Below are 15,085 nucleotides of genomic sequence, written 5' to 3'. Positions count from 1 at the left end.
CCGCACGCCAGCAACACCTGTCCTCCCCCCCTACTGACCCAAGGAAGCAAGCATGAGCATCAAAGGCAAGGCCTATATCGTCGGCGCCTATGAGCACCCGACCCGCAAGGCACCGGACAAGACCGTGGCCCAGCTGCACGCAGAATGCGCCAGGGGCGCGCTGGAAGACGCCGGCCTGACACTGGCCGACGTCGACGGCTACTTCTGCGCGGGCGATGCCCCGGGCCTGGGCGTGCTGAACATGGTCGACTACCTCGGCCTGAACGTGCGCCACGTGGACTCCACCGAGACCGGCGGCTCCTCTTACCTGGCGCACGTCTCGCACGCCGCGCAGGCCATCGCCATGGGCAAGTGCAACGTGGCGCTGATCACGCTGGCGGGACGCCCGCGCTCCGAAGGCTCCAGCGGCACCAAGCCGCGCAACTGGGGCGACAACCTGCCCGACCTGCCCTTCGAGGCACCGTACAGCCCGCTTACGGTCAATTCGTACGCCATGGTCGCCATGCGCCATATGTACGAGTACGGCACCACCAGCGAACAGCTGGCGTGGATCAAGGTGGCTGCTTCGCACCATGCCCAGCACAACCCCAACGCCATGCTGCGCGACGTGGTGACCGTGCAAGACGTGCTGAACTCGCCGATGATCTCGGACCCCCTGCACAAGCTGGACTGCTGCGTGGTGTCGGACGGCGGCGGCGCGCTGATCGTGGCGCGCCCGGAAATCGCGGCGAAGCTGAACCGGCCGAAGGTCAGGATCCTTGGCGCGGGCGAGCATGTGAAGGGCCAGCTGGGCGGCAAGGTCGACCTCACCTGGTCCGCGGCCCGCGCCTCCGGTGCGGCAGCCTTCGCCGAAGCCGGCGTCACGCCCGCCGACATCCAGTATGCGTCGATTTATGACAGCTTCACCATCACGGTGCTGATGCAACTCGAAGACCTGGGCTTCTGCAAGAAGGGCGAAGGCGGCAAGTTCGTCGCCGACGGCAACCTGATTTCCGGCATCGGCAAGCTGCCCTTCAACACTGACGGCGGCGRCCTGTGCAACAACCACCCGGCCAACCGCGGCGGCATCACCAAGGTGATCGAGGCCGTGCGCCAGCTGCGCGGCGAAGCCCACCCGGCCGTGCAGGTCAAGAACTGCGGACTGGCGCTGGCACAGGGCACCGGCGGCCTGCTGGGCTCGCGCCACGGCAGCGCCACCCTCATCCTGGAACGCGAATAACGCCTGACTGCAGGCATCGAGCACAGCCATGACCACACCCTACACCCCTACCCCATTCAAAGCGCCCGCCGAGCATCCCGACAACACGGAATTCTGGGCCGCCGCGCGCGAAGGCCGCCTGCTGGTGCGCCACTGCGACAGCTGCGGCAAGCCCCACTGGTACCCGCGCACGCTGTGCCCGTTCTGCCTGGGCACGACGCACTGGAAGCAGGCCAGCGGCCGCGGCACGATCTATTCGTTCAGCGTCACGCGGCGCGCCGGTCCGACGCCGTTCTGCATGGCCTACGTCGCGCTGGACGAAGGCGTCACGATGATGACGCAGATCGTCGATTGCGATCTCGACACGGTCCGGATCGGCCAGAAGGTGCAGCTGCGCTTCTCGCCGTCGGACGGCGGCGCGCCGCTGCCGACCTTCACGCTTGCCTGATCCGGCCAGCGGTTCCTGCCTCCTGCCCACAACCCTGCCAGCCTGATCCATGAATACGACTGCCTCCCTGGAACGACTGTTGAACCCGCGTTCGGTCGCCATCATCGGCGCCTCGGACGATCCATTGCGAATCGGCGGCCGGCCGATCGCCTCCATGCGCAAGCTTGGCTATGCGGGACGCATCCTGCCGGTCAACCCCAATCGCCGTGAAGTGCAGGGCCTGCAGGCCTGGCCCTCGGTCGCGGCCTTGCYGGAAGTCCCTGACGTGGCCATCGTGGCCGTCCCCTCCGGCCAGGTGCTGGAAGTGCTGAACGCACTGGGCGAACGCGGCGTGCCCGCGGCCATCCTGTTCAGCGCCGGCTTTGCCGAAGTCGGCGGCGACGGCGTGGCCATGCAGGCCGAGCTGGTGGYCGCGGCACGACGCACCGGCATGCGCCTGCTCGGGCCGAATTCGCTCGGCCTCGTCAACCTGCATACCGGCTTTGTCGGCAGCTTCTCCTCACTGGCTGGCATCGACGACGTGCGCGCCGGCCGGGTCGGTATCGTCAGCCAGTCCGGCGCGTACGGCAGCCACCTGGTATCAGCCATGGTGGATTCGGATGTCGGCCTGTCGAACATCGTCATGACCGGCAATGAGGCCGACCTGACGCTCGGCGAGATCGTCAGGCTGATGGTGGACGATCCCAACACCGATGTGATCGCCCTCTACTCCGAAGGCATCAACGATGGCGACGGCCTTGTCGACGCGCTGAAGGCCGCGCGCGCCGCGCGCAAGCCGGTGGTGATGATGAAGGTCGGCCGCAGCGAGGTGGGTGGCGCCGCGGCACAGTCGCACACCGCGTCGATCGCCGGCAACGATGCGGTGGTCGATGCCGTGCTGCAAGAGCTCGGCGTGGTGCGCGCCTACACCACCGAAGCAATGCTCGACATTGTCCGGCTGGCCACGCGCAGCGTGTTCCCGGCCGACAACACGCTGGGCGTGATCACCGTCAGCGGTGGCGCCGGCGTGATCGTGTCGGACGCCGCCGAGGAATACGGCGTGCCGATGCCAGAAATGCCCGCCTCCGCGCAGGCCGCGCTGCTCAAGCGGCTGCCCATCTGCGCCCCGCGCAATCCGGTTGACACCACGGCGCAGTTCATCAACGACCCGACGCTGGTGCAGCCGTTCATGGACATGATGCTCACCGAAGGCGGCTATCGCACGGTGCTGGGCTTCTTCAGCTATGCCGGCACCACGGGCCAGGTGGCGCCGGTGCTGCGCGAGCAGCTCGCACGGGTGCGCGCCGCTTATCCGGACCGGCTTTATGTGCTGGTGCTGCGCGGCCCGCGCGAGGTACTGCGCAACTACGAGGCCGAGGGCTTTACGGTGTTCGAGGACCCGACCCGCGCCGTCGCCGCGATCGCCGCCATGGGCCGTTTCGGCCGCGCCTTCGCCATGCAGCCGCTGGCGCCCGCGCCGCAGGTCGGACCGGTGGCCCTGCCGGCGCAGACGCCCAGCGAGGCGCAGGGCAAGAAGCTGCTGGCCGAAGCCGGCATCGCCAGCGCGCCGGAGAGCGCCTGCAGCGCGGTCGAGACCGCCGTGCTGGCGGCGCGCGAGATCGGCTACCCGGTGGTGATGAAGATCCTGTCCCCGGACATCCTGCACAAGTCCGAGATCGGCGGCGTGCTGCTGAACGTGAGCGACGAGGCAGCCGTGCGCAGTGGCTTTGCCACGCTGATGGAACGCGCCGCCAAGGCCGCGCCCGAAGCGCGCATCGAAGGCGTGCTGGTGGCAAAGCAGCTGGGCGGCGGCGTCGAATGCATCATGGGGATCAACCGCGACCCGGTGTTCGGCCCGATCGCCATGTTCGRTCTCGGTGGCGTATTCGTGGAGGTGCTCAAGGACGTGGTGTTCCACCGCTGCCCCTTCGGCGAGGACGTGGCCGAAACCATGATCCGTTCGATCAAGGGCGCGCCGCTGCTGTTGGGCGCGCGGGGCCGGCCGGTCGCGGATATCCCGGCGCTGGCGCGCACGCTCTCGCGCCTGTCGGCCTTCGCCGTGGCCGCGGGGCCGCGCCTGCAATCGATCGACCTGAACCCGGTCTTCGCGATGCCGCAGGGCGAGGGCGCGTACGCCGCCGACGCGGTCGTTGAAATCAATACGGACGCGGCCTGATGCGTGGGGGAAGGGCCGCCCTGGCGGCCCTTCCCCGTTTTTTTCCAGAGGATCTTCAGACATGAACCTTCAGAACAAGATCGCTATCGTCACCGGTGCCGCTTCCGGCCTGGGATTCGCGACATGCGAGGCACTGGCCGCGGCCGGCGCCACGGTGGTGGGCTTCGACCGCGATGCCGCCCGGCTCGCCGAGGCAATGGGCCCGGCGATGACGGCCATCGCCGTGGATGTTTCCGACGAGGCCAGCGTCAAGGCCGGCGTGCAAGCCGCGCTGCAAGCGCACGGCGCAGTCCATGTCGCCGTCAACTGCGCGGGCGTGCTGGGCCCGAGCAAGACGCTGTCCAAAGGGCAGCTCTTTCCGATGGACCTGTGGAACCAGGTGCTCGGCGTCAACCTCACCGGCACGTTCAACGTGATTCGCCATGCGGCGCTGGCGATGAGTGCCAATACCCCGGATGAAGGCGGCGAGCGCGGCGTGATCGTCAATACCGCGTCGATGGCGGCCAGGATCGGCCAGRTGGGACAGGCCGCATACAGCGCCAGCAAGGCGGGCGTGGTCGGCATGACGCTGCCGATCGCGCGCGACCTGGCCGAACACGGCATACGCGTGATGTCGATCGCGCCCGGGCTGTTCGAATCCGGCATGTCGGCCGCCATGCCGCAGAAGGTGGCCGACGGCTTGCTGGAGAAGATGCTGTTCCCGCGCCGCATGGGCAAGGCCGCCGAGTTCGCCGGACTGGTGCGGCACATCGTCGAGAACCGCTATCTCAACGCCAGCACCATCGAGATCGACTGCGGCTCGCGCTGATCCGGCGCCGCCGGTCCCTTGCCCTGGTCAGCCCGCCTGCCGGAGACGATCCCGATACCGGTTGGGCGTGACGCCCTTCCAGCGCCGGCAGGCGCGGATGAAATTCGAGACCTCGCCATAGCCGAGCGCTTCGGCCACCTGCTCCAGCGTCAGGCCGCTGGCGAGCAACTCCTCGGCCAGTGCTTCGCGCACTTCTTCCTGCAGCTGGCGGAAGCTGGTGCCCTCCTCCACCAGGCGGCGGCGCAATGTGCGGGAGGTCATATGCAGTTCTCCGGCTAGCGTCTCCATGTCCAGCCACTGGCCCGGCCGGGCCACCATGCGGTCGCGCAGCTTGCCCGCAAGGCCATCGCGCGCCTGCCGGCGGGCGAGCATCGCCTGGCATTGCGCTTCGCACTGGCTCGCCACCTCGGCGCTGGCGCCCGGCAGCGGATGGTCAAGATAGCCGGATGCGTCCTTGACGATGCGGTTCTCCGCAGCCGCGAAGCGCGGCATGATGCCGAACAGCGCCAGGTAGGGGCGAGCWTCGGCAGGCTCCGGCATGCGCAGGCTGACGCTCTGCACGGGCAACGTGGTGTGGATCAGGTCGCGCATGATGCTCGTCATGCTCGCGCAGTCGCGCTCGACGATAAACGTGCGCACGTCTTCCGGCACCTTGCTGTCGTCGAGGGTGGAAACCAGCGTGTCCCCCACCACTTCGGTGTGGATATCGGGAAACGGATACGAGAGATCGAGATAGCGCACCGCCATGCCGATGGCATGGCGCAGCGTGGCGCAACTCAGCAGCGCAAACCCCCAGATGCCATAGGTCGCCAGCCGGTAGCGCAGGCCAGCATCGATGCCCAGGCCCGGGGCATGTCCCAGCGCATTCACAAGGTTGCGTATCAGCCGCAACTCCTGCTCCGCTTCCACCACGGCGCCCGGGTTGGCCAGTTGCTGCCAGTTCAGGCCGGTCCCTTGCAGGCAGCGATCCCCCGACAAGCCATGGTCGAGCCCGAACTGCAGCAGCAGCTGCACGCTCGGTCCATTGTGACGGGGAACATGCCTGACGGTACGCATCGGCGCGAAGGAATTGGGTTGTCCGGAAATGATAACTATCTGTCCGAATATGCCATAACACCGACGCGCGCGCCCACTTAGCATTACTACCCATCGAGTGGCGTATCAACGCCCGAAAGACAAGAACCAGGAGACAACCCCCGTCGTCGCGGCTACCGCAGCGACACCCACCGTCCGGCAGCGCCGGACCGGTTCACTGCGCCAGCACGCGGCGCGGCATTGGTGCTCATCCATCGCACCAGGCGCGCCAAATCCCACCTTTGACAGACAAGGACATATCGACCATGCGAATGCAGGACAAGATCGCACTCGTCACCGGCGGCGCCTCGGGCATGGGCCTCGCCTTCTCGCGACGACTGGCCCGGGAAGGCGCCCGGGTCTTCTTCACCGATATCAACGAGACCGGCGGCCGGCAGGCCGAAGCGGAACTGAGGCAGGCAGGACTGCAAGCTGCTTTCCTGCGGCACGATGTCGCGCAGGAAGCCGACTGGCTGCGCGTGCTGGACCATATCCGCGTGGCCGAAGGCCGGCTGGACGTGCTGGTGAACAATGCCGGCATTGCCATCTCCCAGACCATTGAAACCTGCACGCTCGAAGACTTCGACAAGATCCTCAACGTCAATCTCAAGAGCGTCTTCCTGGGCTGCAAGCATGGGCTCGCGCTGATGAAGGCAAAGGGCGGCTCGATCATCAACGTGTCGTCGATCACTGCGATCTGCGGCGAGCCGATGGCGCCCGCCTACAGTGCGTCCAAGGCAGGCGTTCGCTTTCTGTCGAAGTCCGTGGCGCTGCACTGCGCCGAAAAAGGCTATGCCATCCGCGTCAACAGCCTGCATCCCGGCTACATCGATACGCCGCTGCTCGCCAGCGGCAACACCGGCAGCCTGAGCGAAGCCGAGCTGATGGCCTCGCGCATGCGCATCGGCGGCGAGATCCCGCTCAAGCGCCGCGGCACGCCCGACGAAGTCGCGGGCGCCGTCCTGTACCTGGCCAGCGATGACTCCGCCTATGTCACCGGCACCGAACTGGTGGTCGACGGTGGCTATGCCTGCCATTGACTGCCATCGACCTTTGCTCTGCGCACCAATTTCTGATCCAGGAGACCCTGACCATGGCACTTCCCGAAACCATCACCCATCAGGACAAGCTCCTGTACGTCGACACCACCGCGCACCCCTTCCTGAAGGCCTTCGGCGGCCATGAAGGCATCGAGATCTTCCCGCTGTTCCTGGACCCTTGCAACGGCGTATGGATCATCCGCGCCCGCTTCGCGCCCGGGCTGACGCTGCCGCTGCACTTCCACACCGGCGTGGTTCACTTCTACACCATGAGCGGCAGCTGGTACTACACCGAGTACCCCGACCAGAAGCAAACCGCCGGCTGCTATCTGTATGAACCGGGTGGCTCGATCCACCAGTTCAACACGCCGGCCGACAACGACGGCCCGACCGACGTGATCTTCCAGGTCATTGGCGCAAACGTGAACTTCATGCCGGACGGCTCCTTCATCAGCCTGTCGGATGCCGGCCAGATCAAGGCCTGGGTGGACCAGGCCATCCGTGCGCAGGACAACGGCATGAAATACATCTCGGGCGGCCTGCCGGGCCTTTCCGCCTGACGAATCGCTTCGGAGAATGCACAGATGCTACGCACGATGGGCTTTCCCGGCCAGTACGTGCAGGGCCCCGGCGCCCTGCGGCAACTGGGCGCCCTGCGCGGCAGGATGGGCTGGAAGCGGCCGGTGGCATTGCGCCAAGCCTGACCCTCACCTTCACCGGGAAGAATCATGACCGAACGAATGAAACGCGCGCTGGCCGCGATCGCGACGGGACTGGCCGTTGCCGTTGCCAGCCCGTTTGCCGCCGCGGCCCAGGGCAGCAGGCCGAACATCCTCGTCATCTGGGGCGATGACATCGGCTGGCAGAACATCAGCGCTTATGGCATGGGCACCATGGGGTACACCACGCCGAACATCGACAGCATCGGCATGGCCGGCATCCGCTTTACCGACCACTATGCGCAGCCGTCCTGCACGGCGGGGCGCGCGGCGTTCATCACCGGGCAATACCCGATCCGCTCCGGCATGACCACGGTCGGCCAGCCGGGCGACAAGCTCGGCCTGAAAGCTGAATCGCCCAGCCTGGCCGAGGTGCTCAAGCGCCTTGGCTACCGTACCGGACACTTCGGCAAGAGCCATCTGGGCGACCACAACGAGAACCTGCCGACGGCGCATGGCTTCGATGAATTCTTCGGCAACCTGTATCACCTCAACGTCGAAGAACAGCCGGAGTACCACGACTACAAGCACTACGCGAGCGACTATCCGGGCGGGCCCAAGGCATTCGCGCAGAGGTTCGCGCCGCGCGGCGTGCTCCACGCCTTCGCCACGGACAGCGACGACGCCAGCACGGATCCGCGCTTCGGGCGCGTAGGCCGGCAGAAGATCGAGGACACCGGCCCGCTCACCATGAAGCGGATGGAGGACTTCGATGCGGAGGAAGTCATTCCAAAGGCCATCGACTTCATGCAGAAGTCAAAACAGGAAGACAAGCCGTTCTTCGTCTGGCTCAACACCAGCCGCATGCATCTGTACACCCACCTCAACGACAAGTGGCGTTACGCGGCAGCCAGGTACACGCATGAAGATGACCTGCACGGCGGCGGCATGCTCCAGCACGATCACGATATCAGCCTCGTACTGGACTATCTCAAGCGCAGCGGCCTGGACAACAACACCATCGTCTGGTACTCGACCGACAATGGCCCGGAGCACTCGTCGTGGCCGCATGGCGCGACTACGCCCTTCCGTGGCGAGAAGATGACGACCTACGAAGGCGGCGTCCGGGTGGTGTCCATGCTGCGCTGGCCGGGCGTCATCAAGCCGGGCCAGATCAAGAACGGCATCCAGGCGCATCAGGACATGTTCACCAGCTTCGCGGCCGTAGCCGGCGCTCCCGACGTGGCGGAGCAGATGCAGCGCGAGAAGAAGCAGTACATCGACGGGATCAACAACGTCGACTACTGGACCGGCAAGTCGCAGGAAAGCGCGCGGCGGGACTTTCTCTACTACTACGAGAGCAAGCTGGCGGCGGTGCGCATGGGCCCGTGGAAGTTCCACTTCTCGGTGAAGGAGGATTACTACAGCGACCTGCGTCCCCGCACCATCACCATGCTGTTCAACCTGCGCAGCGACCCGTTCGAAAGCTATGACAGCAAGGATTCCTACGGTCATCTGGTGCAGAAGGCAGCGTGGATGGCGGGCCCGCTGGGCGAATTGATCGGGAACCACCTGCAAACGCTGGGGGAATATCCGCCGGTGCAAGCGGCCAAGTCGTTTGACCGCTCGAACATGGTGCAGGACTTCCTGCAGCAGAAGCGGCAGCAGGCTGCCGGGCGGCAATAGGAGTCTCCGATGGAACGCAGCGGGCAGCTCGGGGCACGAGCGGTGAAGACATCGGGAGGCGGCCGGCTGGCCACGCGGCGCCACGGCCGCGCAATCATGCTGGCCTTCGTGGCATGCGTTGCCGCCGCCACCGGCGGCGGCCTTGCCTGGTGGCAGGCACGCACCCATGCACCGGGCGCCGTCGTCGCCAGGCCTGGAGATGGCGTTAGCGGGCCGCGGGGCATGGTCCACATCCCCGGCGGCGAATTCCTGATGGGCAGCGACAGCAAGATGGCCCAGGACAACGAGAAGCCCGCGCACAAGGTGCGCGTCCATGGCTTCTGGATGGACCAGCATCACGTCACCAATGCCGAGTTCCGCAAATTCGTCGCGGCCACCGGTTACGTCACCACTGCGGAAAAGACCCCTGAATGGGACACCCTGAAGGTCCAACTGCCGCCGGGCACGCCGCGCCCGCCCGCCAGCGCGATGGTGCCGGGCGGCATGGTGTTCGTGGGCACATCGCGGCCGGTGCCGCTGCAGGACTATTCACGCTGGTGGCGCTACGTTGCGGGCGCCGACTGGCGCCATCCGGGCGGGCCCGGCACGTCGATCGATGGCAAGGACGACCACCCGGTGGTGCAGGTCTCCTATGAAGACGCGCAGGCCTATGCCCGATGGGCCGGCAAGCGCCTGCCGACGGAAGCGGAGTGGGAGTTCGCGGCACGCGGCGGCCTGGCGCAGGCGACCTATGCGTGGGGCGAGAAGTTCGCCCCCGACGGCAAGCAGATGGCCAACGCCTGGCAGGGGCAGCAGGCGCAGCCCTTTCCCGTGGTGAGTCCCAAGGCGGGCGGCGCGCCGGGCACGAGCCCGGTCGGCACCTTCCCGGCCAACGGCTACGGCCTGCATGACATGACCGGCAATGCCTGGCAGTGGGTAACGGATTGGTACCGGCCCGACCAGTTTCAGCGCGAAGCCGCTCTCGGCCGGCTGATCGAGAATCCCGCGGGTCCCGTGGCCTCCTGGGATCCGGGCGAGCCCGGCGTTCCCGTCAACGCGCCGAAGCGCGTCACGCGCGGCGGCTCCTTCCTCTGCAACGAGGACTACTGCCTGAGCTATCGCCCCAGTGCCCGACGCGGCACCGACCCTGACAGCGGCATGTCTCACCTCGGTTTCCGGCTGGTCATGGACGACAGTCGCTGGGATGCGAAGCAGCGCGATCGCTAGCCTCAGCCTCCTGATCGGGACGCTCTCCACAACCGGCTCTTCGCCGCCCCGAAGCGGTCCCTGTACAAGCCAGGCACAACAACAGCGTAGACCAACGCCAATGCAACGCCCCTCTGGGAGGAGACACGATGACAGATGCCAAAAAGACCATTGACGTAAAGCAGTTCATCGACGGACAGCGGTTCTCGCCATATCAATGGCTGATCCTGGTCGTCTGCTTCCTGACCATTGCCATCGACACCTACGATGCCTTCGCCGTCGGCTTCGTTGTCCCGGTGCTGATGCAGGCATGGCACCTGGACAAGGCGGTCTTCGGGCCCGTCATGAGCGCATCGATCCTCGGCATGGCGATCGGCGCCCTGCTGGCCGGCCCTCTCTTCGACCGCACCACGCCGAAGACCGTGATGGTTGCCTCCATGATCCTGTTCGGCCTGTGCAGCTTCGGCAGCATGTTTGCCGAAACGCCGCTTTCGCTGGGTATCTGGCGATTTCTCACCGGCCTTGGCATCGGCGCGGCGGTGCCGGGAGCCACGACACTCGTCTACGAGTACGCACCGGCAAGGCGCAGCGCGCTACTCGTCAATACCATGGGCTGCGGAGGAATGATCGGCGCGGCGGCGTGCGGCATGACCGCCGGGCTGCTGATTCCGGCCTACGGCTGGAAGAGCCTGTTCGTGGTGGGTGCGTTCATGCCGATCGCCCTGGCGATTGTCGTGCATTTCACGGTGCCGGAGCCGCTGCGTTTCATGGTGCTGCGCCAGTGGCCGGCCGAACGGATTGCCGCCGTGCTTCGCCGCATCGCCCCGGCGCATGACTTCGAAGGCGCGCGCTTTGCCTTTTCCGAAGATCAGCCCAAGGGCCCCGGATCGGGGATGGCCGTCATGCTGTCGAAGCCGCTGCGCGCGGGAACGCTGGCGCTGTGGCTGACCTACTTCGCCGGCACGTTCGCCTACTACCTGCTGATGGGCTGGATGCCCACGCTGATCCAGGAGTCAGGCGCGACCTTGCGGCAGGCGACGATCGCGACCAGCCTGTTGGCCCTGGGCGGCATCATTGGCGCCTTCCTTGTCGGCTGGCTGATGGACCGCTTCGAGCGCAACAGCGTCGTGGCGCTGGCATTTGCCCTGGGCGGCGCCTCGGTCTGGCTGATCGGGCAACAGGCCGGCAGCCCGATCTGGCTCGCCGCCAGCATCCTGCTTGCCGGCGTGGGCCTGAATGGCGCGATATTCTCGATGGGCGGCCTCGCTGCAGCGTTCTACCCGACGCATGGCCGCTCGGCAGGCATCGCATGGATGTACGGCATCGGCCGCATTGGCGGCATCCTCGGGCCAATCACCGGCGCTGTCATGCTGCGCGCGGGGGGCGCCGACGTGTTCTTCACGATCGTGGCGGCCACCATCCTCTTCCCTGTGCTGGCGCTTTGGTTCAAGCGCAGGGCAACATCAGGCGCAGGCGAGATCGCAGCCTCTGTCCGTGACGGGGTCGGAAGCAGCCGCTTGCGCTGACAATTCGACCAACCCCTGCCCGCCATCGCTGCCGTTCGGACTTGCCAGGCCGAACGGCAGCATTGGRGCGCAACGCGCGCGGCTTCGGGTCCATCTTCCGTCCCGCGGTCAAAACCTGTGCCGGACAGCTACAGCCACGCCGTACCTGCCCTTCTGCCCTGCGCTCGGCAAGTAGCCGGCGGCAAAGCCGTTGGGCGAGGAATCGAAATTCAGCCCGGCGCTTCTTTTTCGATAGTCCCCGAAGAACCCGGTTTCACTCCCACTCGATCGTCGCAGGCGGCTTGCCCGACACGTCATACACCACCCGGTTCAGCCCCCGCACCTCGTTGATGATCCGGTTCGAGCAGCGGCCCAGCAGCGCGTACGGCAGGTGCGCCCAGTGCGCCGTCATGAAGTCGGTGGTCTGTACCGCGCGCAGCGCGACGACGTAGTCGTAGGTGCGGCCGTCGCCCATCACGCCGACGGACTTGACCGGCAGGAACACGGCGAAGGCCTGGCTGGTCAGGTCATACCAGCTCTTGCCCACTTGCGCGGGTTCGCACAGGCCGGCGGCGGCGTCCTTCTCGGTGGCCAGCGTGCCGCGCAGTTCTTCGATGAAGATGGCATCGGCGCGGCGCAGCAGTTCGGCGTAGTCGCGCTTGACCTCGCCCAGGATACGCACGCCCAGGCCCGGGCCCGGGAACGGGTGGCGGTAGACCATTTCGGGCGGCAGGCCGAGTTCCACGCCGAGTTCCCGCACTTCGTCCTTGAACAGGTCGCGCAGCGGTTCGAGCAGCTTGAGGCCCAGCGTTTCCGGCAGGCCGCCCACATTGTGGTGGCTCTTGATGGTGGTGGCTTTCTTGGTCTTGGTGCCGCCGGACTCGACCACGTCGGGGTAGATGGTGCCTTGCGCCAGCCACTTGGCCTTGCTTAGCTTCTTGGCTTCGGCCTGGAACACTTCGACGAACTCGCGGCCGATGATCTTGCGCTTGGCTTCCGGATCGGTCACGCCGGCGAGGTGGCCGAGGAACTGCTCGGCGGCGTCGATGTGCACGACCTTGGCATGCAAGCGGCCGGCGAACATTTCCATCACCATCTTGCCTTCGTTCAGGCGCAGCAGGCCGTGATCGACGAACACGCAGGTGAGCTGGTCGCCGATGGCGCGATGGATCAGCGCCGCGGCCACCGACGAATCGACGCCGCCGGACAGGCCGAGGATCACTTCTTCGTCGCCGACCTGCTCGCGGATCCGGTTGACGGCTTCAGCGATGTGGTCGCGCATGACCCAGTCGGGCCTGGCGGCGGCGATCTTCTGCACGAAGCGGTCGAGGATGTCGCGGCCCTTGGCGGTATGCGTGACTTCCGGGTGGAACTGCACGGCGTAGTAGCCGCGCGCCTCGTCGGCCATGCCGGCGATCGGGCAGCTCGGCGTGGATGCCATCAGCTTGAAGCCCGGCGGCAGCTCGGCGACCTTGTCGCCATGGCTCATCCAGACCTTGAGCATGCCGTGGCCTTCGGGCGTGGAGAARTCCTCCAGGTCCTTGAGCAGCGCGGTGTGGCCATGCGCACGCACTTCGGCGTAGCCGAATTCGCGGTGATCGCTCCACTCCACCTTGCCGCCGAGCTGCACGGCCATGGTCTGCATGCCGTAGCAGATGCCCAGCACCGGCACGCCGAGGTCCCACACGGCCTGCGGCGCGCGCAGCTGATGGTCTTCGTAGGTGCTGGCGTGGCTGCCGGACAGGATGATGGCCTTGGGCGCGAACTCGCGCACGAATTCTTCCGACACGTCGTTCGGGTGGATCTCGCAGTAGACGTGCGCTTCGCGCACGCGGCGGGCGATCAGCTGCGTTACCTGCGAGCCGAAATCAAGGATGAGGATTTTGTCGTGCATGATGGGCGGATGACGTGTCGTCCGGCGCGGGGTCGGGCATCACTTCCGTGCCCGGGCCATAGCCGGGCGGTGGCGTGAAACCAGGCTCGCGCCGGTATTCGGGTGATTGCGGCCGGCCTGCCACGGGGGGCGCGCCGGCATCCTTGTCTTGCGAATCTTTCTGCAGTTCGCGCTGCGCGCGCAGTTCACGCTCGCGCACGCGCACGCGCTTGGCCGCCGGCAACTGCACGGCCGCGAAAAATGCCAGCACCGCGGCCAGCACCGGCAGCCAGATCTTGCCCGCGCCCTGCACCGGCAGGTCGAGCATGAGCATCCAGGCCACGATCAGCACCGCGCTGACCAGGTTGACCTGGCCCACCGTGCGTGCCACCGCCACCGTGAGCTGCCCGTTGATGGTGGCCTGCCACAGCAGCAAGGCCAGGCCGATCAGCGCCACGCCGAGCAACTGCCCGTAGAGGGGGGGCTGGGGCTGCGGCAACTGCAGCGCGCTGTAGAGCGTCGTGAAAGGCGAAAGCAGCAGGACGATGCCGAGCAGCAGATCCAGCAAGGCATCGAGAAACAGCACAGCTCGCAGCAGAACTTTCATGAAATCTCCTCCGGTCAGGCGTAAGGCCCGGCCTGGGGGCGCGGCCGGCTCGGCCCGGCAGAAAGCTGTACCGGGCCGTGTGACTGGCGGGGCATCGCGCCCCGCGCAGCCACTGGGTCAAAGCGACTTAGTCGATGTAGTAGTTCGGCGCTTCCTTGGTGATCTGCACATCGTGCACATGCGACTCGCGCATGCCCGCGGCCGTGATCTGCACGAACTCCGAGGTCTCGTGCCAGCTGGCGATGGAGCTGCTGCCGCAATAACCCATGGAAGCACGCACGCCACCGCACAGCTGGTGGATGATCGCCGTGACCGCACCCTTGTAGGGCACGCGGCCTTCGATCCCTTCGGGGACCAGCTTGTCGACGTTGGCGGTATTGTCTTCCTGGAAGTAGCGATCGGCCGCGCCGTCCTTCATCGCGCCCACCGAGCCCATGCCGCGGTAGCTCTTGAACGAGCGGCCCTGGTACAGGAACACTTCGCCCGGCGCTTCTTCGGTGCCGGAGAACATGCCGCCCATCATGACCACGTGCGCGCCGGCTGCCAGCGCCTTGGCGACGTCGCCCGAGTAGCGGATGCCGCCATCGGCCACCAGCGGCACGCCGGTGCCCTTGAGGGCTTCGGCCACGTTGGACACCGCGGTGATCTGCGGCACGCCYACGCCCGCCACGATGCGGGTGGTGCAGATCGAGCCCGGGCCGATGCCGACCTTGACGCCGTCGGCGCCATGATCGACCAGCGCGCGCGCGGCGGCGCCGGTGGCGATATTGCCGCCGATCACCTGCACCTGCGGATAGTTCTGCTTGACCCAGCGCACGCGGTCCAGCACGCCCTGGCTGTGGCCATG

The 15,085-nt window shown here is 66.6% G+C and carries 13 protein-coding genes; 9 read left to right on the top strand and 4 right to left on the bottom strand.

Going from position 1 to position 15,085, the window contains the following annotated elements; translation table 11 throughout:
- The first annotated feature begins 52 nt into the window (after window positions 1-52).
- The 4 genes from AC1DO7_RS09360 to AC1DO7_RS09345 all read left to right on the top strand — a co-directional run bounded on the left by AC1DO7_RS09360 (window position 53) and on the right by AC1DO7_RS09345 (window position 4,609).
- Window positions 53-1,219, top strand: a complete 1,167-nt coding sequence (locus tag AC1DO7_RS09360) for a thiolase domain-containing protein (RefSeq protein WP_477116028.1) — start codon at window positions 53-55, stop codon at window positions 1,217-1,219.
- Between the two features lie 28 nt (window positions 1,220-1,247).
- Window positions 1,248-1,646 (top strand): Zn-ribbon domain-containing OB-fold protein, encoded by a 399-nt coding sequence (locus AC1DO7_RS09355; protein ID WP_441613509.1) that lies wholly within the window; start codon window positions 1,248-1,250, stop codon window positions 1,644-1,646.
- Window positions 1,647-1,725: 79 nt separating this feature from the next.
- Window positions 1,726-3,801: an acetate--CoA ligase family protein gene (locus tag AC1DO7_RS09350; protein WP_477116027.1), complete on the top strand. Its 2,076-nt coding sequence runs from the start codon at window positions 1,726-1,728 to the stop codon at window positions 3,799-3,801.
- A gap of 61 nt (window positions 3,802-3,862) precedes the next feature.
- Entirely contained in the window at window positions 3,863-4,609 is a 747-nt protein-coding gene (locus AC1DO7_RS09345) for an SDR family NAD(P)-dependent oxidoreductase (protein WP_477116026.1), read from the top strand.
- Between the two features lie 27 nt (window positions 4,610-4,636).
- Here the strand turns inward: AC1DO7_RS09345 and AC1DO7_RS09340 are convergent, their stop codons facing one another.
- On the bottom strand, window positions 4,637-5,623 hold the full coding sequence (locus AC1DO7_RS09340) for an AraC family transcriptional regulator (RefSeq protein WP_477116025.1): 987 nt from the start codon (window positions 5,621-5,623) through the stop codon (window positions 4,637-4,639).
- A 326-nt stretch (window positions 5,624-5,949) separates the two neighbouring features.
- Here AC1DO7_RS09340 and AC1DO7_RS09335 point away from each other — a divergent pair, with 326 nt between their 5' ends.
- From AC1DO7_RS09335 to AC1DO7_RS09315, 5 genes are all read left to right on the top strand, one after another.
- Entirely contained in the window at window positions 5,950-6,723 is a 774-nt protein-coding gene (locus AC1DO7_RS09335) for a glucose 1-dehydrogenase (protein ID WP_441613505.1), read from the top strand.
- A 53-nt stretch (window positions 6,724-6,776) separates the two neighbouring features.
- Window positions 6,777-7,283 carry a 2,4'-dihydroxyacetophenone dioxygenase family protein gene (locus tag AC1DO7_RS09330; RefSeq protein ID WP_441613504.1) on the top strand — a complete coding sequence of 169 codons (507 nt, stop codon included), beginning with the start codon at window positions 6,777-6,779 and terminating at the stop codon, window positions 7,281-7,283.
- A 168-nt stretch (window positions 7,284-7,451) separates the two neighbouring features.
- Window positions 7,452-9,068 (top strand): arylsulfatase, encoded by a 1,617-nt coding sequence (locus AC1DO7_RS09325; RefSeq protein ID WP_441613503.1) that lies wholly within the window; start codon window positions 7,452-7,454, stop codon window positions 9,066-9,068.
- Window positions 9,069-9,164: 96 nt separating this feature from the next.
- The gene (locus AC1DO7_RS09320; RefSeq protein ID WP_441613577.1) at window positions 9,165-10,274 is read left to right on the top strand and encodes a formylglycine-generating enzyme family protein; all 1,110 of its coding nucleotides are present in this window, start codon (window positions 9,165-9,167) and stop codon (window positions 10,272-10,274) included.
- 128 nt (window positions 10,275-10,402) lie between these two features.
- Complete coding sequence (locus AC1DO7_RS09315) at window positions 10,403-11,779, top strand: MFS transporter (protein WP_441613502.1); 1,377 nt, start codon at window positions 10,403-10,405, stop codon at window positions 11,777-11,779.
- A gap of 253 nt (window positions 11,780-12,032) precedes the next feature.
- On the opposite strand, the gene guaA is transcribed toward AC1DO7_RS09315, so the two are convergent.
- From guaA to guaB, 3 genes are all read right to left on the bottom strand, one after another.
- On the bottom strand, window positions 12,033-13,652 hold the full coding sequence (gene guaA, locus AC1DO7_RS09310; protein ID WP_441613501.1) for a glutamine-hydrolyzing GMP synthase: 1,620 nt from the start codon (window positions 13,650-13,652) through the stop codon (window positions 12,033-12,035).
- Window positions 13,627-14,238 carry a hypothetical protein gene (locus tag AC1DO7_RS09305; RefSeq protein WP_441613500.1) on the bottom strand — a complete coding sequence of 204 codons (612 nt, stop codon included), beginning with the start codon at window positions 14,236-14,238 and terminating at the stop codon, window positions 13,627-13,629. The genes guaA and AC1DO7_RS09305 overlap by 26 nt, the downstream gene beginning before the upstream one ends.
- A 127-nt stretch (window positions 14,239-14,365) precedes the next feature.
- Window positions 14,366-15,085, bottom strand: a 720-nt coding sequence (gene guaB, locus AC1DO7_RS09300; RefSeq protein WP_477116024.1) for an IMP dehydrogenase, incomplete at its 5' end; no start/stop codon positions are given.

It is taken from the genome of Cupriavidus sp. 05N40 (assembly GCF_056397305.1).
Note: the sequence above shows the minus strand (reverse complement) of the source record. Positions and strands in the feature narration are given on the sequence as shown.

Coding starts and splice junctions, on each gene's coding strand:
- AC1DO7_RS09320 (WP_441613577.1), top strand. CDS start 9,165: ATGCTGGCCTTCGTGGCATGCGTTGCCGCCGCCACCGGCGGCGGCCTT.
- AC1DO7_RS09355 (WP_441613509.1), top strand. CDS start 1,248: ATGACCACACCCTACACCCCTACCCCATTCAAAGCGCCCGCCGAGCAT.
- AC1DO7_RS09330 (WP_441613504.1), top strand. CDS start 6,777: ATGGCACTTCCCGAAACCATCACCCATCAGGACAAGCTCCTGTACGTC.
- AC1DO7_RS09325 (WP_441613503.1), top strand. CDS start 7,452: ATGACCGAACGAATGAAACGCGCGCTGGCCGCGATCGCGACGGGACTG.
- AC1DO7_RS09335 (WP_441613505.1), top strand. CDS start 5,950: ATGCGAATGCAGGACAAGATCGCACTCGTCACCGGCGGCGCCTCGGGC.
- AC1DO7_RS09315 (WP_441613502.1), top strand. CDS start 10,403: ATGACAGATGCCAAAAAGACCATTGACGTAAAGCAGTTCATCGACGGA.
- AC1DO7_RS09305 (WP_441613500.1), bottom strand. CDS start 14,238: ATGAAAGTTCTGCTGCGAGCTGTGCTGTTTCTCGATGCCTTGCTGGAT.